General features: G+C 33.7%; 21 protein-coding genes, 1 tRNA gene and 3 pseudogenes. 8 read left to right on the forward strand and 17 right to left on the reverse strand.

Annotation, left to right across the window (positions count from 1 at the left end; genetic code table 11):
* Window positions 1-3 precede the first annotated feature (3 nt).
* The gene (locus tag ABWU73_RS00090; protein WP_264711462.1) at window positions 4-1,311 is read left to right on the forward strand and encodes a UDP-glucose dehydrogenase family protein; all 1,308 of its coding nucleotides are present in this window, start codon (window positions 4-6) and stop codon (window positions 1,309-1,311) included.
* Between the two features lie 27 nt (window positions 1,312-1,338).
* On the opposite strand, the gene ABWU73_RS00095 is transcribed toward ABWU73_RS00090, so the two are convergent.
* The 9 genes and pseudogenes from ABWU73_RS00095 to ABWU73_RS00135 all read right to left on the reverse strand — a co-directional run bounded on the left by ABWU73_RS00095 (window position 1,339) and on the right by ABWU73_RS00135 (window position 12,521).
* Window positions 1,339-2,475, reverse strand: a complete 1,137-nt coding sequence (locus tag ABWU73_RS00095) for an MFS transporter (protein WP_264951477.1) — start codon at window positions 2,473-2,475, stop codon at window positions 1,339-1,341.
* 127 nt (window positions 2,476-2,602) lie between these two features.
* Window positions 2,603-3,655: a threonine aldolase family protein gene (locus ABWU73_RS00100; RefSeq protein ID WP_264373745.1), complete on the reverse strand. Its 1,053-nt coding sequence runs from the start codon at window positions 3,653-3,655 to the stop codon at window positions 2,603-2,605.
* Window positions 3,652-4,701 (reverse strand): threonine aldolase family protein, encoded by a 1,050-nt coding sequence (locus ABWU73_RS00105; RefSeq protein ID WP_265017877.1) that lies wholly within the window; start codon window positions 4,699-4,701, stop codon window positions 3,652-3,654. The genes ABWU73_RS00100 and ABWU73_RS00105 overlap by 4 nt, the downstream gene beginning before the upstream one ends.
* Window positions 4,685-6,478: an ABC transporter ATP-binding protein gene (locus ABWU73_RS00110; protein WP_265017783.1), complete on the reverse strand. Its 1,794-nt coding sequence runs from the start codon at window positions 6,476-6,478 to the stop codon at window positions 4,685-4,687. The genes ABWU73_RS00105 and ABWU73_RS00110 overlap by 17 nt, the downstream gene beginning before the upstream one ends.
* Window positions 6,479-7,468: a phytanoyl-CoA dioxygenase family protein gene (locus tag ABWU73_RS00115; protein WP_264711466.1), complete on the reverse strand. Its 990-nt coding sequence runs from the start codon at window positions 7,466-7,468 to the stop codon at window positions 6,479-6,481.
* 4 nt (window positions 7,469-7,472) lie between these two features.
* Window positions 7,473-9,149, reverse strand: coding sequence for a WG repeat-containing protein (locus tag ABWU73_RS00120; RefSeq protein ID WP_264373748.1), 1,677 nt, complete (start codon window positions 9,147-9,149; stop codon window positions 7,473-7,475).
* Window positions 9,110-10,315, reverse strand: a pseudogene (locus ABWU73_RS00125) (radical SAM/SPASM domain-containing protein); the annotation flags it as partial. The gene ABWU73_RS00120 and the pseudogene ABWU73_RS00125, both read right to left, overlap by 40 nt.
* A gap of 10 nt (window positions 10,316-10,325) precedes the next feature.
* Window positions 10,326-11,663 carry an IS110 family transposase gene (locus ABWU73_RS00130; RefSeq protein ID WP_264704179.1) on the reverse strand — a complete coding sequence of 446 codons (1,338 nt, stop codon included), beginning with the start codon at window positions 11,661-11,663 and terminating at the stop codon, window positions 10,326-10,328.
* Window positions 11,664-11,804: 141 nt separating this feature from the next.
* Entirely contained in the window at window positions 11,805-12,521 is a 717-nt protein-coding gene (locus ABWU73_RS00135) for an ankyrin repeat domain-containing protein (protein ID WP_265017837.1), read from the reverse strand.
* A 119-nt stretch (window positions 12,522-12,640) separates the two neighbouring features.
* Here ABWU73_RS00135 and glpX point away from each other — a divergent pair, with 119 nt between their 5' ends.
* Window positions 12,641-13,564: a class II fructose-bisphosphatase gene (glpX, locus tag ABWU73_RS00140; protein WP_007302771.1), complete on the forward strand. Its 924-nt coding sequence runs from the start codon at window positions 12,641-12,643 to the stop codon at window positions 13,562-13,564.
* Window positions 13,565-13,809: 245 nt separating this feature from the next.
* On the opposite strand, the gene ABWU73_RS00145 is transcribed toward glpX, so the two are convergent.
* The 3 genes from ABWU73_RS00145 to ABWU73_RS00155 form a co-directional block, all read right to left on the reverse strand.
* Window positions 13,810-14,268, reverse strand: a complete 459-nt coding sequence (locus ABWU73_RS00145; RefSeq protein WP_320109414.1) for a transposase — start codon at window positions 14,266-14,268, stop codon at window positions 13,810-13,812.
* 10 nt (window positions 14,269-14,278) lie between these two features.
* Window positions 14,279-14,575: a transposase gene (locus ABWU73_RS00150; RefSeq protein WP_265017838.1), complete on the reverse strand. Its 297-nt coding sequence runs from the start codon at window positions 14,573-14,575 to the stop codon at window positions 14,279-14,281.
* A gap of 326 nt (window positions 14,576-14,901) precedes the next feature.
* On the reverse strand, window positions 14,902-15,831 hold the full coding sequence (locus ABWU73_RS00155; protein WP_265017839.1) for a patatin-like phospholipase family protein: 930 nt from the start codon (window positions 15,829-15,831) through the stop codon (window positions 14,902-14,904).
* Here ABWU73_RS00155 and ABWU73_RS00160 point away from each other — a divergent pair.
* Complete coding sequence (locus ABWU73_RS00160) at window positions 15,830-16,351, forward strand: phospholipase D family protein (RefSeq protein ID WP_265017840.1); 522 nt, start codon at window positions 15,830-15,832, stop codon at window positions 16,349-16,351. The two genes, ABWU73_RS00155 and ABWU73_RS00160, sit on opposite strands and share 2 nt — an antisense overlap.
* On the opposite strand, the gene ABWU73_RS00165 is transcribed toward ABWU73_RS00160, so the two are convergent.
* The 4 genes and pseudogenes from ABWU73_RS00165 to ABWU73_RS00180 form a co-directional block, all read right to left on the reverse strand.
* Window positions 16,352-16,570: a hypothetical protein gene (locus ABWU73_RS00165; protein WP_265017841.1), complete on the reverse strand. Its 219-nt coding sequence runs from the start codon at window positions 16,568-16,570 to the stop codon at window positions 16,352-16,354. It lies immediately after the preceding gene.
* 60 nt (window positions 16,571-16,630) lie between these two features.
* Window positions 16,631-17,167 (reverse strand): ankyrin repeat domain-containing protein, encoded by a 537-nt coding sequence (locus ABWU73_RS00170; RefSeq protein WP_265017842.1) that lies wholly within the window; start codon window positions 17,165-17,167, stop codon window positions 16,631-16,633.
* A gap of 12 nt (window positions 17,168-17,179) precedes the next feature.
* Complete coding sequence (locus tag ABWU73_RS00175; protein WP_265017843.1) at window positions 17,180-18,133, reverse strand: contractile injection system protein, VgrG/Pvc8 family; 954 nt, start codon at window positions 18,131-18,133, stop codon at window positions 17,180-17,182.
* Window positions 18,134-18,343: pseudogene (locus ABWU73_RS00180) on the reverse strand (tail protein X).
* Between the two features lie 104 nt (window positions 18,344-18,447).
* Here ABWU73_RS00180 and ABWU73_RS00185 point away from each other — a divergent pair.
* From ABWU73_RS00185 to ABWU73_RS00200, 4 genes and pseudogenes are all read left to right on the forward strand, one after another.
* A complete protein-coding gene (locus ABWU73_RS00185; protein WP_264329420.1) occupies window positions 18,448-19,536 on the forward strand; it encodes an IS481 family transposase in 1,089 nt (362 codons plus the stop codon).
* A 35-nt stretch (window positions 19,537-19,571) separates the two neighbouring features.
* Window positions 19,572-19,871 (forward strand): annotated as a pseudogene (locus ABWU73_RS00190) (IS110 family transposase); the annotation flags it as partial.
* A complete protein-coding gene (locus ABWU73_RS00195; protein ID WP_265017817.1) occupies window positions 19,868-20,089 on the forward strand; it encodes a hypothetical protein in 222 nt (73 codons plus the stop codon). The pseudogene ABWU73_RS00190 and the gene ABWU73_RS00195, both read left to right, overlap by 4 nt.
* Before the next feature lie 13 nt (window positions 20,090-20,102).
* A complete protein-coding gene (locus tag ABWU73_RS00200) occupies window positions 20,103-21,116 on the forward strand; it encodes a hypothetical protein (RefSeq protein ID WP_265017816.1) in 1,014 nt (337 codons plus the stop codon).
* Between the two features lie 66 nt (window positions 21,117-21,182).
* On the opposite strand, the gene ABWU73_RS00205 is transcribed toward ABWU73_RS00200, so the two are convergent.
* Window positions 21,183-21,256, reverse strand: a tRNA-Arg gene (locus ABWU73_RS00205).
* 151 nt (window positions 21,257-21,407) lie between these two features.
* Between ABWU73_RS00205 and ABWU73_RS00210 the strand changes: the two genes are divergently transcribed.
* Window positions 21,408-22,145 (forward strand): ABC transporter ATP-binding protein, encoded by a 738-nt coding sequence (locus tag ABWU73_RS00210; protein ID WP_265017815.1) that lies wholly within the window; start codon window positions 21,408-21,410, stop codon window positions 22,143-22,145.
* The last annotated feature ends 71 nt before the right edge of the window (window positions 22,146-22,216 follow it).

The following is a 22,216-nucleotide window of genomic DNA, read 5'->3' on the forward strand; positions in this document are numbered from 1 at the left end:
AAAATGCACATAACTATTATAGGAGTAGGGTATGTAGGCTTAGTATCTGGTACAATGTTATCGGAGCAGGGCCATAAAGTTGATTGCATTGACATAAATACTGAGAAGATTGAACTTTTGAAATCAGGGAAAATTCCTCTATATGAACCTGGATTAGCAGATTATTTAGAGAATAATATAAAGTCACAAAGGATAAGATTTTTCGATTCGTATTTTCAAATAAATCCCAATACAGAAGTAGTATTTATAACTGTAGATACTCCATCAGACTCCCTAGGAAATGCAAATTTAAAGAATGTATATAATGCAGTAAGTGAAGTTTCTGAGAGAGTTAATCAAGATTGCTTAATAGTGATAAAGTCAACTGTTCCTCCTGGTACTGCAGAAAATATACATAATTATTTATCTAATAAGGGCTATAACTTTGATTTGGGGGTGAATCCAGAGTTTCTCAAGCAAGGCTCTGCAGTATCAGATTTTTTATACCCAGATAGGATAATAATAGGAGTAAAAACTAAGCTAGCTAGGGCAAAACTAGAAGTTATATATAGACCATTTATAGATAAGAATATTCCGTTAATAGTCACTGATACAGTTACTGCTGAAATGATTAAATATGCTTCTAATGCTTTTCTAGCAACAAAGGTTGCTTTTATCAATGAGATGGCAGGTTTATGTGAGCTATTAGGAGCAGACATTGACCTTTTAGCTAACAGTATGGGAATGGACCATAGAATAGGTAAGGAATTTCTCAAAGCTGGTCCAGGATTTGGAGGATCATGTTTTCCTAAAGATTTGTCAGCTTTAATAAGGCTTGCTGAAGACCACAATGTTAAGCTACAAATTTTAAATTCAGTTAAGGAATCTAACTATAATCATATAACAAACATTGCTAAAAAGGTAGAATATCTATTAAATGGAGTCCAAAATAAAAAAATAGCAATATGGGGGCTAACTTTTAAGTCTGGTACTGATGATGTAAGAAATAGCCCAGCTATAGATATTGCACAATTGTTAGTGAATAACAAGGCTAAAATTACTGCATATGACCCAATGGGGATGGATAATGCTAGGCAAGTTCTAAAGGATATAGAGTACGCGGACAATGCTATAGGGGCTGCAAGGGACGCGGAAGCCTTGTTATTGTTAACGGAGTGGAAAGAATTTAAAAATCAAGATTTTGCAAGTTTAAAGAGTATTATGGCTGCACCTAATGTTTTTGATTTCCGTAATTTATTAGATAGCGAGCTGTTACTAAGATATGGTTACCATGTTTATTCCTTGGGTAAAAAATCTATCTACAAAGTTTAACTGTTGAGAAATTTTTTTTACACCGCTTTACTTAGTTTTTTTAAGATCTTTGCTTGATAGTATGGAAAAGCAAACGAGTGCAACAACAGAGCAAATGGAAAAAAATGAAAACATAATACTGTTACCACAGTGCTTAACAAGTACTCCTAAGAGCACGCATGAAAATATTGAACTTGCAATATACCCAAATAATCCTGTTAAGCTTACAATTGCACATACATTATTTTGTGGAGCAATTTCTACAGCTATAACACCTGTCAGTACTTGCACTCCAAATATAAAGAATCCTGATAAGATTGCACCAAGGTTCATAAGAATTATGTTTTGACCAAAGTTCATTGCAATAAAAGTGAGTGCTATACCCAACATGTAAAATAATGCCAGCAAGCTTCTATTTTGAAAGAAGTACATATCACTAATTCTTCCTGTGATTAAAGTTCCAAGGATTCCACCTAAATCATATACACCTGTTATTAGTGAGGATTGTACAAGAGAAATTTGTAATTTATCCCTTAAAATTATAGGAAACCAAAAGAAGATTCCCATTTTTATAATATAAGCACAAAAAGTAGCACAACATAGAAACCATATGGAACTTGTTACCTTGATACCTATTTGAGATTTATGCACCTTATAATAGGTAGTAAAGTTGGCAATTTCTTTGTAATATGCTTTTAATATTATATAAATTCCAAAAAGTAAGCATAAGAGACCAGAGTACAAAAATGCACTCTTTGCATCATACATTTTTATTATACTTGGTAATACAATTAAAGTAATACAAGAACCAAGTTGCTGAGATGCGCTCATAACTCCCCATGATGATGCAATTGAAGAGATGCTAGAGTTTGTAACCATAAACTTGGTAATAGCTGGCCAACCTAACCCTTGTGTCCAAGCTAATAATATTAATGTTAACAGTAATAAAGTTAGATTATTATATGATAAAGTTATACCAATGGTTAATAATCCAGTTGCAATATTGCATAGCCCAAACATAAATAATGGATTATTTTTGGAGTCCATGATTATTCCATTAACAAATTTTGATACTCCATAAAAAAAAGAAAAGCAGGCAAAAAAATAGCTTAATTTTACATGGTCAGTATCTATTAACAGTGGTAGAGCAATTGGTATACTTTGTCTTGATAAATAAAGCAGCATATATCCACAGAAGAATAGTAAATATTGAAAGAAGACAAAGTTCACACCTATTCCCAAATAGCTCTATGCAGATGCTAGCATAATACTATATTGGTATAATATTGTTTGACAAGAAGTTTGCAAACAATTAGTGCAGAAAATTACTTAGTATCTTTCTTATAGCAGATACAGTAGCATTAATATCTTCATAGCTTATATCTCTATGTGTTATAGCTCTGATTTTACCTTTGATGTTAGCCATTCTAATTCCATAATTTGTCATTAGTACGTTTATTAATTCTTGAGTAGATATACAATTAGTACGTAATGAAAAATACGCTATATTAGTTTTATACAGGTCGATATCAATTATAACTTGATCTATGGAGTCTAGGCCTTCTATAAGGTGCTGCATTTTTTTATGATCTTCTTCTAAAGAATTTACATTATTATGTAGAGCATATAAACATGCAGCTGAAATAATGCCAGCTTGGTGCATACCTCCGCCAATTTGAAACTTATAGTACCAAGCTTTTTCAATAAACTCTTCACTTCCAAGCAATATTGCGCCCATTGGAGCACCTAATCCTTTACTAAAATCAATGAATACCGAATCAAAATAACTTGCATACTCCTTTGGAGATATTTTAGTATGAGCACAAGCGTTGAACAGTCTTGCTCCATCTAAATGAGTGAATACGTCATTCTCTTTACAAAGACTTGAGATCTCTTGAATATATTCTAAAGGCCACACAGCTCCACCACCAAAATTTGTCGTTTGTTCGATAGAAACAAGCCCAACTCTCGGAATATTTCTTAAACTAGGACGAGTAATAAACTCAACAATTTGTTCTCCAGTAAATATTCCTCTCGTACCTTTGATGGGCAAAGGAGTGGCATGTGCCTGGGCTGCGATCAAGCCAGATTGTACTATAAGCGGATGTGAAGTTTCATCAAGCAGCAAGTAATCACCAGGTCTTTGAATGTGTACTTTATAAGCAATTACATTGGACATCGTTCCTGAAATCAAAAAGATTCCTGCAGGTTTACCTAATATTTTACATGCGGTTGCCACTAATTCGTTCACAGTTGGATCTTCACATGCAGCTTCGTTTCCAACTTTTGCTTTAGCCATCGCTTCCCTCATTTTAGCTGAAGGGTCAGTGTTTGAATCGCTAAAGAAATCTATTTTTATTCTCATATTAAATTTAACACAACCTCCTTTATAATTTCAGCAGCTTTCATGATGTCTGTTTCCTTTGTGCCAAGATGGGTAACTGCTCTTATATGAGACTCGATCCAAGGAAAAAGCAATAAACCATAAGCTTGGCACTTACTCAAGAAAACCTCATTAGTTACATTTAGTGCTTTTATACTAAAGCTTACTATATTAGTTTCTGGATAAGGTAGTACCAGTTTTATGTGTGGAATTTCTTTAATCTTATCTGCAAACAATTTAGCGAGCTTATTATCTTCTTTAAGCCTAGAGATATTATTCTGTAGTACGTATTTTGCTGCATTAGCACAATACCCTATCTGATGATAACCACTACCTAGCCAAACCTGTAGCTTTTTAGCCCTTTCAATTATCTCTCTTTTACCCATAAGCATTGAACCAAAAGGAGCGCCAAGTCCTTTAGTAAAAGAAAAGCTCATTGTATCCACATATTTAGCATAATCTGCTAAAGCAATATTTGTTTCGATATGAGCATTAAATATTCTCGCACCGTCTAAATGAAGATTTACATTGTGAGCTTTTAAAAAGTGATATAACTCGACTTGTTTTTCAAAAGGATAAATTTTACCATTAAACCCATTTATACTATTTTCTATAGAAACAAGACTCACCTGAGCAAAAATTTTATACCTCGGCTTAGAATTAATAGCATATTCTACTTCATCAACATCTAAGATTCCGCTATTATTTCTAATACAATTAAATACGATATTATTTACTTTTGCATTGCCTGCGCTATCGAAAAAATTAACGTGATAATTATAATGAGTTATTAGTTCATCACCAGGACTTGTTTGACTGGCAATGGCTAATCTATTTGCAAGCATACCGCTGGTTACAAATAATGCTTCTTCTACTTTGAATAATTGTTTGCAATATTCTGATAAGTCATTACAGCTTTTGTCTTCACCATAAGCAAAATCTCCAACAATTGCATTACTTATTGCATTTATAATGTTGGAGCTCTGCAGAGTTGTAGTGTCACTTCTCAGATCAATAATTTTTTCCATCTTCTTTTTCGACATTCAAACAACCAATTTGAGCATTCCAAAGTTCCTTGTAAAGACCTTGCTTAGAAACTAGTTCAGCGTGTTTACCATCTTGGACAATTTTTCCTTTGTTAAATACTATAATTCGATCCATGTGTAAAAGTGTAGAAATACGGTGTGCTATAGTAATCGTAGTTTTATTTTGCATCAGTTTAAATAAACTCATTTGAATTGTTTTTTCTGTTATAGAATCTAACTGACTAGTTGGTTCATCGAGAAATAATATTGGAGCGTTTTTTAAAAATGCCCTTGCTATTATTATTCTTTGTCTTTCTCCTCCAGATAGCTTGATGCCTTTTTCTCCAACTGTAGTTCCATATTGATCTGGTAGAGTCATAATGAAATCGTGAATACCAGCTAGCTTTGCAGCTCTCATTATTTCTTCGATAGTAGATTGAAGTCTACCATATATGATGTTTGCTAAAATAGTATCATGAAATAACAATGGGTCTTGAGGTATTACAGATATTTGTTGCCTCAAAGAACTCTGTGTAACTTCTGATACTATTTGATTATCAATCTGTATATTACCTTTTTTAACATCAAATAGCCTTAGAATTAAGTTTATAAAAGTAGATTTACCACCTCCAGAATAACCAACTAGACCTACCTTTTCGCAAGGATTAATGGTAACTGAAAAATCTTGAAATAATGGCTCCTGACCTTCATAAGAAAAAGAAACATTATTAAACGTTATTCTTCCACTTAATAAATTTAATTCTTTAGCATTTTCCTTATCTTGAATTTCTGGTACAGTAGTCAAGATTGGCAATGCATCTGAAACTTTGCCAAAATGAGTAGAAAATTGGGTAAGATTCCTAGTTAGATGGTTAAGAAACTCTATAATTGATACATTAATTCCAAGTACAAGAGCAATATCTCCTATTGCGATCTTGTTCAATTGATAATCATGAATTAAAAAGTACAAGTTTACTGCTTGGAGTATATCAAATGAATAGCCATATATAAACCAAAGCCAAAAGTATGCCCATTGTAATTTTTTCTCTGCAATAGTTCTTTTCTTGCATATTTGAAAAAATTTGTGTCTCTCATGTGCTTGCTGAGAAAATAACCTTACTGATATAACATTTAAAATACTATCTGCTATACTAGCTATTACTTGTGAATTTTGTTTAGAGTAATTATCAGCTAATTCAGTAAGTACACGAAAGCTGAAAATCGAGACTAAAATAAAAATGTTTACCCAAGTGAATGTAGCGATTGCAAATTTTATGTTTACTAATGATAAGGTATAAATAGCTAAGACTAATGCTATGCTGTAACCGAAAAAACAATCTATAAGCAATCTTATTAACTCTATCACACTATCCATTAAGTTACTGACCTTATGTACTAAGCTTCCAGATAAATTGTTCTGATAATAGGAATGGTCTTGTTGGAGTAGCCTACAAAAAGATATATCAGCTATCTTTTGACGCATTAAGGTAAACATTCGAATGTCAACAAAATAGCCATAGAATCTAAAAGCAGTAGTGATAAGTAATGCCATACCAAGATAAGCGCTTACAGGTAATAAAAGATTTTCAATTACATTACCTTCCTGATATTTTACAGCTGTATCTAGAATATTTTTTACTAAATACTTTCTAAAAGACAAATCAACAGCTACCACCAGGGCAACTAAAGACATTATAAGTACATTAAGCTTGAATTTAGATACTATATTCAAGATGAACATCAATACACATTTGAAGCTATCAACTCTACTTCTGTTCATTTACAATGCTAGCTCCACTACGGTGACTTTTTTATTGAGAAATACAAGTAGTGAAAACCATAAATTTTTGTATATTTTTCCTGAGATGTCTCCAGCATCATGTAGTGCTGATGCTTGATTCAGAATAAGTAGCTTATATAAATCTCGCTTAGCCTCAGTAGTGTCGATCTCAGAAATATTTGTAGTTGTGTCTGTAATAAAGGCTAACCAGCTCTTGATAAGTTCTTCCATGTTTTTTACTTTTATACTTTCCTGGTAGCAAAATAATGACAAGCATTTTCTCAGTATAGATTCTGTTAACTCACCACAATTGAGTATACCAAAAACTGAAGGCTGAGGTTTTGGCACATAGGGAAGATCTTGATCTTTTATAATCCACCTTGTTACATAAGCAAATCTATCTTTAGCATCTGTATTCTTATCACTACCATGCCATAACCGTGAATCAAAAACTATCGCATCTCCTGATGAAATAGGTAGTGACTTAATTTTATAATTTTCTCGGTTATCTGAGTACTGATCAAAAAAATATGGATACCAAAAATCAACTAAAGGTTGTATTTCCCATTTATGACTGTTTTCTATAATTTGTAGTGCACCTGAAGTTTCACTGACATTATTCAAAGCTAACCAAACGGAAAAGTGGTAAGGATCATTAAAACTATAGGAGATGTCTTGATGGAAGGGAACTGCATCTATTAAATCAGCAGTTTTACATATAACATTTGATTTTTTCTGCAGTATCTGACACTGAAGTGACTTTTCAAGGTAATTTTTAATAATTTTATCTAATGCTTGAGATATAATTCTAGTTACTTGAGATAACATGCCCCATCTGCCGGTACAGTTTAAGTAGTCAGAAGTTGAAACACTTAGTTCTTGGGATAGCTTTGATATTTTATTTGTTATATCACTTAAAGACTGAGTTATTAGTTCTAAAGGAACCAGATTTTTGATAATAAAAAAACCATTTTTTTGTAGTATTTTCATATGATTAACACCTGACATCAATGACTGATAAGTAATCTGTTAAAGGTACAACAGAAGAAATTTTGAATCCTTTTACTTGTTTGAGTATTTTTTCCCAATCGCTTAATGTTCTTAGTTTACCTCCTGTTTCAACCATTACATTAATATCTACAGAGCCTCCAGCTGGAGAGCGGTAATCTAAAATAGTTTCTATCAATAAAATACGAGATATTCCTTTGACCAATTTTAAATAAGATAATACTTTATCATCATCATAATGCTGTAGAAAGCAGCAAAAGACACCTAATTCATAATTTGTAGCTGATAGTTCTTCCTGAGTTATAAGTTTGACTTTTAAATTTTCTACTAACTGTCTTGGTACTTTATGTTCGTTATATAGGCCTATAGAACCTTTATTGTGTATATCAGAATAAGCAAGAAATAAAGAATGTACACCAAATAGCAATATATTCTTAGCATCATCTATATTAATTCTAGAATTAAACTCTTTAGTATCAAACCTAGAATATCCTAGCAATGCTTGGTAAAACGCTATTTTCTTATCTTCTGATGCTTCTCTTTCCTTAAAAGATTCAAATGAAGAGATTGACTTCTGTTTTAGTATATCGGCAATCTTTAACCAATTCTTTTCAGCTGCAACTCTCACCCACATTGTTGCAGCTTTAGACAAAAACGGTATTTCCTTAAAGCACTTACCTTTTGATGATAGTTGCCATAAGTCCTTGTCCTTATCGTAATCAATAAACCCTATTTCCCACAACGCCCTTAACAGCCTTTCTAGATTTGGTACGATAATGTTTAACTTTTTAGATAAAACCGGCATAGTTGCAGGTAAAATATTTAACAAATCAAGTTCAATAGCAACGTTTGTTAGGTACGTTTTCCAAAAGGCTGAAAGTTCTGCAGAAATCCTATGCACTTGAGATTCTTTACCTAAATCAAAAATATTAAACTTTACATTTCCGGTAATATCGATTTGTCCTAACACACCTTCAAGAGTTTCAACTTTTGCCATCCCATTATAGAATGCTTCTACCATTTTAAATCTCTGCTGGTAAACAGGATCACCATTAATATCTATATGAAACCAACCATGTTGATCTTCTGCAATAGAATACCCTTTATGAAAAACATTAAGTTTTTTATACCATTTATTATGTACTAACTTTCCATGATGATTAATATGTGTAGCTTTGCCATCCTTATAGACTACAGCGATACCATCCTTAAAATCTCCAACATAATCATATTCCTCCTGATAAATCCTGTTGCCATTTAAATTAATATGAAAACATTTATCATGTCTTCTAACTACACAAGCATCTTCCTGATAATTTCCAATCCATTGATACGACTGTTTGTATACTCTACATCCAGATGAATCAATATGGTAACACCCTGTATCATCTTCTACGGCCGCTCTATTAAAGTAGAATCCAAAAGTTTTTAGAAATCTATGATGATAAACTGCTTCTCCTCTCACATTGATATGATAAGCGCCTATCTGATCATAAACCGGTGCAAGACCGGGCTCATGAAATTTACCAACCTTTATAAACCTATTTTCATACAAAGGATTTCCTAGCAACTCGTGAAACCTCTCACACGGTGAAATTTTAATAGATCTAAGATTATCTTTGATTAATTGATCAAAGGTTTTCTCATGTTGCATGTTTTGCATAATTTGTAATTTAAATAATTTTTTTGTAAGCTTAGGTACTCACTACTCTGCCATATTTCCTCGAGTTTAACCTCATTAACATTACCAAAATTTCCTAATGTCTTACGGAGTTCATCTGGGGCACAGCAAGGACTAAACTTTCCTTCATTGTTTATCCATGCTTCTTTACCTAAAAATGGGCATTGACCACCTGGAGCCAAATCCTTAATACCTTCTTGAGAAAGGATTGTGAAATTTTCTAATTTTATCTTTTTACCATTTGGCAATAGCATATTATCTCTAAGTTCGTATAACCTTCTCACCTCCGTGTTCCATCTACTAATTGCTAACTCATCTCTTCTCATAGATAGATCCTTAATTTCCTCAAAATGTGCCCAAAGATGATGTCCTTTAACTCTATCTATGCCATTTTTTATGGCCATCTTAACTATGTCATAGAGTTCATGTAAATTACTTTCCAAAAATGTTAATTGTAAAGTAACGGTACACCTTTCACCTGTATTGCTAAAGTATTTATCTCTAACTTCAAGAAAAGTTTTTAAATTTTCTGTCACTACTTCCCATTTTGAACCTTTCATGATTCTTTCATGAGTTTCTTTGGTTGCCCCATTCCAGGAAATCTTAACATCAGATAAAATTGGTACCAATAGTTCAGCCCATTTTCTAGCTCCTTTAATAGGAAAAGAACCATTGGTCGTGAGGTTAAGCTTAAGGCCGAACTCATGGCACAAATTGATTATTTCATCAAAGCTTTTGTACATTAAAGGTTCACCCATAGTAGAAGGAATGATTTCCCTTAAAGGTGTGCCAGCTGCTTCCTTAATTACTTTTCTGATAGTTTCTATCGACAGTATCTTAGGTTTTATTCCTTTAGCTTTCTTTTCTTCTTTAACTTTGCTGTATGGTGAAAAACATTCGCACATTATACAAGCAAAATTGCAGTAATCTGGATTAGTATCAAAAGTAATTCTCCAAGGACCGGGTTTAACAGCTACTGATTTGCCTTTCTTTTCAATAGCATCACGGTAAATCTTGTTAAGTTTCTCAATATGCTCACTCATAGAAGGTATATTTCCATTTTCAGTATAAGGATAGCCTTTTTGGGTAAGTTTACTATATAACCCCTGATCTGTAGATAGGATTTGCATTTTTTCTGATAAACTACTCCTAAGAAACTCACTCAACTAACTCTTCTTGTTGAACTAATATGTAGCCAAATTCGCTCGCTTTTTTGATCAAATTTTTTACAGTTCTATCTTTATAGCGTGTTTCATAGTATTCCATTCCTTTTTCTACATATTCCTGTCCGTATTTGAGCATACTATAAAATATGCATGCCATTTTTCTTGCAGTAGCTGTTATTGCTTTTGGTGCTCCTAGTCGTTTTTTCAATCTTCTGTAGTATGCACCCAACGCACTTTTACTATTTCCTACAGAATGAGCAGCTATTCGCAAAGCATTTGCAGCACGGTTAATGACTTTACGTGTTCTTGTGTTAAACACTTTTTCCCCTGTAACTTTATTAGCAGGACTGAGTCCCAACCACGATGAAAAGTGCTTTTCTGTTGGCCATTTACTATGGTTTATACCAACTTCTGAAATTATGGTTTGTATACTTAATACATCAAATCCAGGAATTTTAGTGAAATCCATACCAGTTATTCGGTGCAGTTCCTCATACAAAGCAAAGCTTGGCTTACTTTTGCTATTTTTATTCTTTTGCTTACTTAGCTGTTTGCTTTCACAAGACTTTGTTTCAAACGTTTTATAATAGGCTTCAATATTTCTATCACATTCTGCTATTTTTTCTTGATAAATATTATATAGTTCAAATTCTTGCTTTAGCGTGAATAAGTGTTCCTCTCTATAGTCACCAGCTAACGCTTTTGCAATAGTAGACTGATCATTTTTCATTCGCACGTCCCTGAATTCTGCCAATTTTTCAGAATCTCTTTCGCCTTCAATTATAGCTTCAATGATTTTCATACCAGTTATCCCAGTAATATGACTAATAACCTTGTGTAATTGTATATTCATTTGAATTAATGCCTTCTGCATACGCAGAATATGTGTAGATGCACTTTCAGTGAGATTTTTGCGTTGCCGCACGTAACTGCGCAATACACACATCTGATTATCTGGCCTAAACGATCCATGAAGCAGTCCGTAGCTATGCAGTTGTTGGAGCCATTGGCAATCTTGAACGTCAGACTTCCTACCAGGTACATTCTTTACATGCCGTGCATTTACCAATCTTACCTCGAATTTGTATGACTCAAGTATTTGAAATAAAGGAATCCAATATACTCCTGTTGATTCCATAGCTACTGTTGTAACTTTACACTTTTTCAACCACTGTGCTAAGTTATGAAGGTCTTCAGTAAAGCAGCCAAATTTCTGAACGCGTTGTTCATCTCTTCCTTCAGGTACACACACATAGTGTACAGCTGAACCAATGTCTATTCCTGCTGCATTAGGATTCACTATTTCTAATTTACTTTTTGCTTTTTTCATGGTAACTCCTGCATATAATTTGTAATAGGGAAACGCTTCAGCTTGGAACGGTTGATAGTACAATCTCCTAACCGAGGTAGTCTAAATGACTCCATCAATGATTTGACCGTTCCTTCCAAAACCATGCTTGCATACGGGCACTTAGGCACCATTGAAAATGTCGGTCATAACTGCAAAGGCGCTCCCTGTACAACTATACTTGAAAACTACTAAAAACTTAAATTTGTGTGTTTCTTTCTGATTTGACAGATTTCGTCTGTTCGATGCTGGTATACCTGTCATATACTTTAAAAGTAACTTAACTTTTGGTAGGTCGCCATCTACAGAGGCATTACTCAAAGCCTGAACTTTCTCTTCTCCAGTAAATCTTTTGTTATTCAAGAGTATCTTCATAACTTCAGTGCTCTCATTGTGAGGAGCTGTGTTAAGAACCTCTAGTATTTTCGTATGATCTATGTAATCTAAAAATATCTCAAACTCTTGAACTTTACCTTCATTAACGGCGGTCAACAAAGCATTAGATTTTCTTTCTTGATCAAATTTATCGCTATCCAAAAATATCTTTATAACGTTAGGTTTTCCACCTGATACAGCGTAATCTAATACAGTTTTAGAAGTAGTATCTCCAATATCAATTTTAATATTTGACTTTGCGAGCAATTCAACAATTTTTGGAAATGTATCATAATCATTTAAAATACTGCTTTTCCCTGAGCGGAGAATATCCATAAACAAATCACAAATCTTTGCATCTGTTGGCCCACTTTGTTTTAGCTTCTCACCAAATTCCTGAGCAGCTATATTAGGATTATCAGTTACAAATTTCTTTACATCTTCATAAGTTAAATTACCGATCATATTCAAATCTTACTATTATTGCTATACGCTTATTATATCAACTTTTTCATTATTCAGTCAAGTAATCTTGCAGTATCAAATGGCATGATATATATTGATTTATGATTCTCGAGCAAATGATAGAAGATTTAGCCTATAAGTTAGTGAAAGTAACCGAAGCTGCAGCACTTGCTGCATATAAATTGGCAGGCCTTGGTAATGAAAAAAAGGCCGATCAGGTTGCAGTTGATGCAATGCGTACGGTGCTAAACTCAATGGAAATAAATGGTACAATTGTGATTGGGGAAGGGGAGAGGGACGAAGCACCGATGCTATATATCGGAGAAAAAGTTGGCACAGGAAGTGGCCCTGAGATTGACATCGCTGTTGATCCACTTGAGGGCACTACGATTTGCGCTCATTATAAACAAGGGGCAATGTCTGTTCTTGCTGCAACAAAAAAAGGTAATTTTTTACATGCACCTGATGTTTATATGGAAAAGATAGCAGTGGGAAAAAATCTCCCAGAGGGTGTAGTCTCACTAAAAAATAGGATTGAGAAGAATCTGGACAATTTAGCCAAGGCAAAAGGATGTAAAGCAAGTGATCTTATAGTAACTGTACTTAAACGTGAAAGACATGATGAATTAATAGCAAAAATTAGGAAGCTAGGAGCAAAAGTGAAATTAATAGATGATGGTGATGTTGCAGCCATAGTTTCGCTAATAAATGGCAATCACGATATGTATATCGGCACAGGAGGAGCTCCAGAAGGAGTGCTTGCAGCAGCAGCGCTAAGCTCAATCGGTGGGCAGATAGAAGGAAGATTAATATTTGACACGGATCAATTAAAAGAAAGAGCAAAAAATTTGAATATCACTGACCCAGAAAAAATCTACACCGTGAAAGACATGGCAAGAAGTGAATCAGTGTTCATTGCAACTGGAGTAACAAATGGAGAGTTTGTGGATGGAGTAAAGTTTGGCCAAGATATTTGTCTGACTAATTCATTAATAATATTGCCTGGTAAAGTAATAAAAATACAAACAAAATCAATATCTTAAACATTTGTCATATGCTAATTATAAAATTTTTATAGAAGGAAGATACTTATAATTGTCTTAAAAAAATGAATTTACATATTAATTTTAGCTTTACAACATTTGGCATTAAGTTATAGTTAAGTAGTAATACTAAGAGGTGCTTAATGTTTAGTTCACTAATTGATTTTTTTACTAATACGTCTAAAAAGAAAAGTTCTCAATCTGAAGAAAATAATCATTCTTTCTCTAAGAGCCTGTCTTCAAACTCAAGAATGAGCTAATTTGTGAAGCATAATAGTGATCATATTAAAAAAGATGTTATTTTTTGAAGTGAGAGGAGAATGCTCATAATCCTTACTCATACGTCTAAAATTGGAGAGCCAAGCAAAGGTTCTCTCAACAATCCAACGTTTGGGAATAACCTGAAATCCTGTATCAACTATTTTCTTGGTAATCGTCAATAAACATCCAGTTTCCAATAAGCAGAGGTTTTGCAATTTACCTGTGTATCCTTGATCAGCAAAAAACTTATGTAATGTTGGAGCTTTGCATTTGGCTTGAACAAAAAGATTTAGTGCACCATCACGATCTTGAACACTTGCACTATGAACATCAGCCGCAATAATTAGGCCCACTGTATCTACAACAATATGACGTTTTCTACCCTTTATTTTTTTGCCAGCATCATATCCTCTGGAACCCCTTTTTGAGTAGTTTTTACTGATTGGCTATCTATTATCCCACTGATGGAGTTTCATTCTTACCAATTATCTCTCTTACTTTTTTAACTAGAAAATCATGAATCTCTTGCCATATTCCACTTTTTTTCAATCGCGAATTACAACTATACACTGTTTTCCATGGTGGAAAATCTTTAGGCAGTTGTCTCCATTGACATCCTGTTCTCATCATATAGCAGATTGCGTTAATAATTGTTCTAATACTATGTTTTCTTGGTCTGCCGGTCTTTTTAGGTTCAAAATATAGCTCTATTATCTTCCATTCTTTGTCACTTATATCGCTTGGGTACATTTAAAATATATCTTATAACACACTTCTTAACTCCTTTCTACTTAGTTTGAAGACAGGCTCTTAGATTTTGCTGCTAATTTGCGTTAACTTCTTTAATGTTTTTAAAATTGATGCTGATGGTTAGTACTGGCTAAATTGAACGCTGGTGTGGCAACTGTCAGTAAAAATGCTAATCTCTTGCTCCCTATATTGGATTTAATTTTTTTATTTTTCTTTTCAGTTTTTTGAAGCCATTTTTGAAGTAGTATTTTTGGCTTAGCTTCTTGAAACACTTTTTTGGAGAGGCGATATCCCTTGTTACAGAATTTTTTTGGCATTTCTACGTATCAAGATAAAATATCACAGAATTTATCGACTACTTTTTGGTTACCTTCTATCATTGCCTTTGCCTCTTGCTGAAGAGATTTGATATTTTTTGATGTAATATTATCCATCTCAGCTGATGCTATTTTCAATTGTGATTGTATACGTATATATTTATCAGCTATAACTTGATCAAGTTGGTAATTTACTGCATCTAAACTTGAGGCAAACATCATATTCAGTAATGGCTTGATCCAGCCTATTTTTCCAAATCTTCTTGAATTAACATATTCTATGCTTCTATCTGTTCTTCCAGTACCTATCGATAACAGTAGAATATCATCATTAGGAAATAACCTCTTACCACTTGCATATGCACAAGCCGCTGGATTATTGGCAAAAACCCCTCCATCCACTAATACCATTTCCTTTTGGTTGATTTTAAGATATTTAGGTACAAAGTAAGTAGGTGATGCAGTTGTAGCTCGTAATGCATCTTTCAATTTGATAAAATTTCTATCTTCTTTCCAGCTCTTGAAAAAGAAAGGACGGTTGTTATGAATATCATAACTTGTTATCAGTACCTTACTTAAAGTGTTTTGTAGAGTATCATCACCAAAATATTTTTCTAATATCGATTCGATGTTTTTGTGTGGGTATTGTGCACAATTAAGCCAAGAAAATATTGATCTTCTCAAAAATGAAGACTTAAAAATATATGCTCCGTACTCTTGGTAAAGCTCAACTAAATCATTGGCTGAATATTGGGGATTGCCCTGTTCATCTTTTTTACATAATCCTGCTACAACAATTCCACCGGTTGAAGTACCTGCCATTAAGTCAAAGATCTGGGAAATTGTCTTCCTTGCTCTCTTTTCTATTTCTGCTAAAATTATTGCTGGTATGATGCCCCTTATGCCTCCGCCATCTACTGAAAGGATATATTTAGTCATGTTTAGATATTTATTGATTTTATTAACTTGTTCTCTTTTATCAGGTTGTGTTTCTTGTCCAACTACTACTGTATGTTTCACTCCTGGGGAAAATTGCACCAATCTAATAATTGATTCTGTGGATCATGCTAAAAAATCCGTGTTGGTTCAGGCATACCAATTTACCTCAAAGCCTATTGCTGAGTCCTTGATTCAAGCCAAAAAACGAGGTGTAGAAGTTAAGATAATTCTTGATAAGTCGCAAATTCATTCAAAATATAGTGTCATCAACGAGTTATTTGAGCAAGGTATTAAGATTTATATTGATTTCAAACCAGCAATCGCTCACAATAAAGTCATGATTATTGATAACCAAAAAATTATAACTGGATCTTTCAATTTCTCTGACGCCGCACAGAAAAAAAACGCTGAGAATCTACTAATTATAACAGGAGATCCTCCATTAGTCGAGCAATACATCAAAAACTGGAAGGATCGTCAATTTCAATCTGATGCTTATACGCCATTAATAGAAAATTGATTACTCACATTTTAAGTTGCTAGCTTTAAAATCATCCAACTCTTCAGAAAGATTTTTCACCCTTTCCTCAAGTACAAGAACCTTTTCCATTAAACCATATTCTATTAGCTTATCGTGAAGTTGTACCCTTGAGTCTAACTTGGATAACCACCATATGAATGCTACGGTTTGGATTAATAACGTGATAATTACTGTAATTGGGATTTTTTGATTTTGCATGTTTCTCCTAACTGTGTAATAAAAAACTTTCAACTACTTCTTGTTTCCAGTTACTAAATATTACTGCTCAGATTTGTGTTCCTTTTCAGCATTATAGAGCAAGTGTATAATTTCATCGTATGGTTTATCTTTATTGTGCCGTGATCTTAGTACAGCTACATCTCTTGGATTTTTTCCATCTTTATTTCTGATTGTAGGATTTGCACCTTTCTCCAATAAAAGCCTTATTATTTCTAAATCTCCTCGATATGCAGCATTGTGAAGTGCTGTACTTCCATACCCGTTGATAATATTTACATTAATTCCTTCGTCTATCAAAAACTTGACAACTTCTAAGCATCCTTCTCCTGCAGCATAATGTAATGTAGTAAGTTTAGAAATTTGCATATCTATATCTAATAAATTTTTTACTGAAAACTTCACAATTTCTAAGTTACAATTTTCAGATGCAATCCGCAGTATTGTTTTATAATTGTCTGTAGCTTTTGTTCTCATATAACAACAGGTAATAACAACACATATTATCATTGTTATACACCACCAAAAATGTAGCTTATTTCTTGAGTCTCTATTCATATTCAATACTTTTTTCAACATTAAACACTTGTTTTACTGATTTTCCTTTAACGTTGATGCTGATAACACAGTGTGATAACCTGAACCATCTAATACGTGTTCTGCTCTGTTAACTATCCATTCACCATCTACCGCTTGATTAAAAGCTATAAGATTAAGTTTCGCTTCTGCAAATAGTTCTGGATTACCAGGTATAGTGATATCCAATACTGCATTATTTCGCTTTAGTTGTTTTAATTTAGCATTTGCTGCACTTAGTGCTGATTCTACATTAGAGTAAAGCGTCTGTATAGTATAACTTGGACTACCAGAGCCAACTGTTTCTGATATAGTTTCACCTTTTTCATAGCTATGCCACTTTGCCACTACTGAATTATACTTATCACGTACGGTAAAATGCACTTTCCAGTTAATTGTATCTTGAGGTCTAATAGTCGTTGTTCCTAAAGCTTTTCCTGTGGCTGATTTTGCCATATTCTTTGAAATAAACAATATATACCCACCAGCTAATTTTGCCATTGCTTCACGCTCTGTTGCGATCTTTGTTAACAGACTTATATCACTTTCATCTGCCTGATTAATATGGGGTATCAATACATTCTTAAATTCCTCAGCGACTTTGTATCCATATCCATGTTTTTGGGCTATTTCTTTTACTAAGTTTTCTATGGTAATTTGGCGCCATTCTTTTGATACTTTTGCCTTCAAAGATATTCTTAAATTTGTTGCATGAGCTTTGATTAGTAGAGTCTTAGGTGGACCCTGTATAGTCACTTCGTTGACTGTATATATACCCATTGGAAAGATTCCAAATTCCTTATAACCTAGTGCTATGTTCAATTCATTCGGAATATCTATGTCTTCATCCCTGTAATCAACACACACTTCAACTACATCATCTATTATTCCTGATTCATCTGTAAGGTGCAATGATATAACTCTATCTTTAATTGATTCACATTTATCTATTATAAAATCTGGCTGCATTTATTCCCAGACCTTTAATTTTGACTTTTGTACTGTTTTCTTAATAGTAGGAAGCTTTATCTTTAATCCTGCAGGCAAAAAGCTTCCGTATTCTGCCAAACCTAAGTTCTCTGCTAGTACTAATTCCACTACTCCATCAGTAAATCCGTAATGTTTTCAGCAAATCAGATCTAGCATTTCTCCTTCTTTGGTTAAGTAATATATAGTCATCTATAGCTTTTTAAACTCAAACTAAATTGTAATAGTTCAGACTTGATCTGACAGGCGAACAAAGTAAGATAAAAATATGAATAAATTTTAAAGGAGTGTCAGATATGAGTACAACACAAGAAAAAATACTAAAACCAAAGTTGGGATTGCTAGAACTTGCAAAGCAATTAGGAAATGTATCACAGGCGTGTAAGGTAATGGGATATTCAAGGGATACATTTTACCGCTTCAAAGAACTGTATGAAAAAGGAGGAGAAGAGGCTTTACACGAGATAAGCAAAAGCAAGCCATTATATGCAAATAGGGTATCGGAGGATATAGAAAAAGCAGTAATTGAAATAGCAATAGAATTTCCAGCGTATGGACAAGAAAGAGCAGCAAACGAACTGAAAAAGAGAGGAATTCTCATCTCTGCAAGTGGAATAAGATCAGTGTGGCAAAGAAACGATCTTGAGAATTTCAAAAAGAGGTTAAAGGCATTAGAAGCAAAAGTAGCTCAAGATGGCATTATCTTAACAGAAGAGCAGATAACAGCTCTAGAGAAGGCTAAGGAAGAAAAAGAGGCCCATGGAGAAATTGAAACAGAACATCCAGGATACTTGGGTAGCCAAGATAGCTATTATGTGGGTAATATCAAAGGTATTGGACGAATTTACCAACAAACCTTTGTTGATACCTACTCTAGAGTTGCTTTTGCTAAGCTTTATACAGAAAGGACTGCTATTACAGCTGCAGACCTTCTCAATGATAGGGTGATACCGTTTTTTGATGAACAGAAAGTATCATTGCTACGCATTTTGACGGATCGTGGTACAGAGTACTGTGGCAGACCTGAAAATCACGCTTACCAGCTGTATTTGGGGGTAGAAAATATTGATCATTCTCGAACCAAAGCTCGTTCTCCACAAACTAATGGCATCTGTGAAAGGTTCCACAGAACTATGCAAGATGAATGCTACAATATTATCTTCAGAAAGAAAATTTACACCTCTTTGGCAGAGCTTCAGCTAGATGTAGACCATTGGGTGCATTCTTACAATAGATCTCGACCGCATTCAGGTAAATATTGCTATGGTAAGACACCTATGCAAACCTTTTTTGATAGTATGCATATTGCTTATCAGAAAAATATTGATAGCATTAAACAGGATGCTGATTTTGGTTTTGACTTTGTCAATTCTTCTGTCAGTTAATTCACGCCTGTCAGATCAAGTCTGAACTATTACACATTAACCGTGCTGCAAATGCTTTGCGAATAGCTGCTCATTCTGTAGGAAATAGTAAAAGTGCGTTGGGTGCATACTACAGAAGATTGAAAAAACGACTAGGAGCACCAAAAGCAATAACAGCTACTGCAAGAAAAATGGCATGCATATTTTATAGTATGCTCAAATACGGACAGGAATATGTAGAAAAAGGAATGGAATACTATGAAACACGCTATAAAGATAGAACTGTAAAAAATTTGATCAAAAAAGCGAGCGAATTTGGCTACATATTAGTTCAACAAGAAGAGTTAGTTGAGTGAGTTTCTTAGGAGAAGATGGTATAAGAAATCTTCTAAAAATAATTGAAGAAGGGAAATTATCACTCAGAGAACAACTTCAAATAGATTCTGAGTTTAAAGTCGACTTCAGCAATTCTGATCACAATAAATATCTCTCAAGCTGTGTAATAATTGCACTGCTTAGATCAGCATTAAGTAACACGCCTAATTTGGGAGGGAATAGAGCGGACCAGCAGTAGTGGAGAAACTGCTGTGCTAAATAGCAATGACGTTAGAAAGTGGTATCAACGTATAGCGAGAACAATAAACTCAATCAGTTTTGAAGACTTACAAAGGGATTTAAATAAGCAAAAAACTAGTTTTCAAAGCAAGTGTGGACAAGGTACTGTGTTAGGAAACGCATTGCTAGAGTGTGCAATTCAAAATGAGAATTTCAATGTAATAAAATTACTCTTAGAAAATAGAGTGACCGTTATTAATGCAATCAGTCAAGAAGACAGTTATTACGTTAGCAAAATTGAAGGAGACAAACCTATATTATGCTTTGTTGTCTCTTACACTGATGATGACAATGCTGAGATTCTGAGCACGTTACTGCAAAGTGTTAATGCAGAGCAATCAAAACTAGATCCTGAAAGTGAATTGTACAGATTATATCAACAGTTAAAGGATGATGCATTCTGCACTGCTTCTTCAAAAAAGAATTCTGTAGCAGCAACAGCACTGATACAAAATGATCGAGAAATAATTGTGCCGCATGGATCAGCAACAAATAAGGAACAAGAAACATTCCACATAGAAACAAATAGTGTATCCAATAGTAATAGAAATGTTATTAGTAGACCTGTAGCAACAGTGCTCCCTGTTAGTACTAACGATGATAATCATAATAACAAAAATGAAGCACCTGTATCAACAAGGACTGGCCCAACTGTCACACCAAATAATGATAAGAAAGCTAACGGCTTTGTAGAGGCTCAATTTTCTCCACCACATGAAAAAGAAACTAAATACAAAAAAAGTAAGGAGAGTTTTTACGCCTCATTAAGGAGTGATGTTGTTGGAGTTGTTATTGCAGGATTGTTTGTTGCTGCTGCTGTGATGGTTCCATCTTTAGCTGGTGCATTAGTTTGCAGTGTCCTAGCTATTTTAGTTGTAATAGTAACTGGATTACATGTAAAAAATTTTACACTTCCAAGTTACAGCGAAATGAGAGAAAATAAGGTTGAACCTGTAAATTCAAGTTTGAGAAACCATGCAATCTAGCTCCTAGAATCACTTTTCAAACCAATTATAATTTCTTGATTGTTAAACCACTTTATCAAAATTAAGTGGGACTAGTGCGATTCGAACGCACGGCCTTCGGATTAGGAATCCAACGCTCTATCCTACTGAGCTATAGTCCCATGTCTTCTGCTATTTATGCAAAATTATAGCAAAAAGTCTCGCATTTTTCTAGGCACCCTGTACAATTAATTCACAATAATAAAAAATATTTCTGTATTTCTTGAATGTAATACTGTTATATTTAATAATACGATTCCAATTGAAAGATTAATGCTAGTTAACAATATTAGTTACTTTTATAGTAATCAAGATGGCTTTGCTTTAAGCAACATCAACATTCAAGTGAAGAAAGGAAGTGTTGCCTGTTTACTAGGTCATTCTGGCTGTGGCAAGTCAACAATTCTAAAATTAATCGCAGGAATAGAAAATCCAAAATCTGGAACCATTGTTATAAATGGTAAATTAGTTGCAAGTAACAAAGTGTCAATTGCTATAGAGCGTAGAAATATCGGATTGATTTTTCAGCATTCTGCATTATTTCCTCATAAAACAGTAATAGAAAATATAACTTTTGCTATTTGCAGTACTTCTAAGAAAGAAAAATACCTTACTGCATTGGAAATCTTAAAGCTATTTAATATAGAAAAATATGAAAACATGTACCCTCATGCTTTATCAGGAGGACAGCAACAATTAGTTGCAATAGCAAGAGTAATGGCGCAAAATCCTGATGTTGTTTTGCTCGATGAACCATTTTCTAATTTAGATATACTGCTCAAATATCGAATAAGGCACCATATATTGTCACTTTTTAGAAGCAAAAATATTCCTGTACTCATGGTAACTCATGATCCGCAAGAAGCGTTGAAAGTTGCAGATTTTATTTACGTGATGAAAAATGGTAAAATTATTCAATCAGGAGTTCCTAGCTACATATACCACAGACCTAAAGATGATACGTTAGCAAAATTTTTTAGTGAGCTTCCTTTTACTCTACAACTAAACTAAACTTAATGTTAGGCTAAAACTATTATAAGATAATTAAAAACTCTTGATTTATAATTCAATAAAAGTGATAT

The organism is Wolbachia endosymbiont (group A) of Andrena helvola (assembly GCF_964028415.1).
GTDB lineage: Bacteria > Pseudomonadota > Alphaproteobacteria > Rickettsiales > Anaplasmataceae > Wolbachia > Wolbachia pipientis.

Bases quoted from the DNA above. Each gene is read 5' to 3' on its own strand.
- ABWU73_RS00090 (WP_264711462.1), top strand. From the start codon at position 4: ATGCACATAACTATTATAGGAGTAGGGTATGTAGGCTTAGTATCTGGT.
- ABWU73_RS00095 (WP_264951477.1), bottom strand. From the start codon at position 2,475: ATGCTGCTTTATTTATCAAGACAAAGTATACCAATTGCTCTACCACTG.
- ABWU73_RS00100 (WP_264373745.1), bottom strand. From the start codon at position 3,655: ATGAGAATAAAAATAGATTTCTTTAGCGATTCAAACACTGACCCTTCA.
- ABWU73_RS00105 (WP_265017877.1), bottom strand. From the start codon at position 4,701: ATGGAAAAAATTATTGATCTGAGAAGTGACACTACAACTCTGCAGAGC.
- ABWU73_RS00110 (WP_265017783.1), bottom strand. From the start codon at position 6,478: ATGAACAGAAGTAGAGTTGATAGCTTCAAATGTGTATTGATGTTCATC.
- ABWU73_RS00115 (WP_264711466.1), bottom strand. From the start codon at position 7,468: ATGAAAATACTACAAAAAAATGGTTTTTTTATTATCAAAAATCTGGTT.
- ABWU73_RS00120 (WP_264373748.1), bottom strand. From the start codon at position 9,149: ATGCAAAACATGCAACATGAGAAAACCTTTGATCAATTAATCAAAGAT.
- ABWU73_RS00130 (WP_264704179.1), bottom strand. From the start codon at position 11,663: ATGAAAAAAGCAAAAAGTAAATTAGAAATAGTGAATCCTAATGCAGCA.
- ABWU73_RS00135 (WP_265017837.1), bottom strand. From the start codon at position 12,521: ATGATCGGTAATTTAACTTATGAAGATGTAAAGAAATTTGTAACTGAT.
- ABWU73_RS00150 (WP_265017838.1), bottom strand. From the start codon at position 14,575: ATGTACCCAAGCGATATAAGTGACAAAGAATGGAAGATAATAGAGCTA.
- ABWU73_RS00160 (WP_265017840.1), top strand. From the start codon at position 15,830: ATGTTTAGATATTTATTGATTTTATTAACTTGTTCTCTTTTATCAGGT.
- ABWU73_RS00155 (WP_265017839.1), bottom strand. From the start codon at position 15,831: ATGACTAAATATATCCTTTCAGTAGATGGCGGAGGCATAAGGGGCATC.
- ABWU73_RS00165 (WP_265017841.1), bottom strand. From the start codon at position 16,570: ATGCAAAATCAAAAAATCCCAATTACAGTAATTATCACGTTATTAATC.
- ABWU73_RS00170 (WP_265017842.1), bottom strand. From the start codon at position 17,167: ATGTTGAAAAAAGTATTGAATATGAATAGAGACTCAAGAAATAAGCTA.
- ABWU73_RS00175 (WP_265017843.1), bottom strand. From the start codon at position 18,133: ATGCAGCCAGATTTTATAATAGATAAATGTGAATCAATTAAAGATAGA.
- ABWU73_RS00185 (WP_264329420.1), top strand. From the start codon at position 18,448: ATGAGTACAACACAAGAAAAAATACTAAAACCAAAGTTGGGATTGCTA.
- ABWU73_RS00210 (WP_265017815.1), top strand. From the start codon at position 21,408: ATGCTAGTTAACAATATTAGTTACTTTTATAGTAATCAAGATGGCTTT.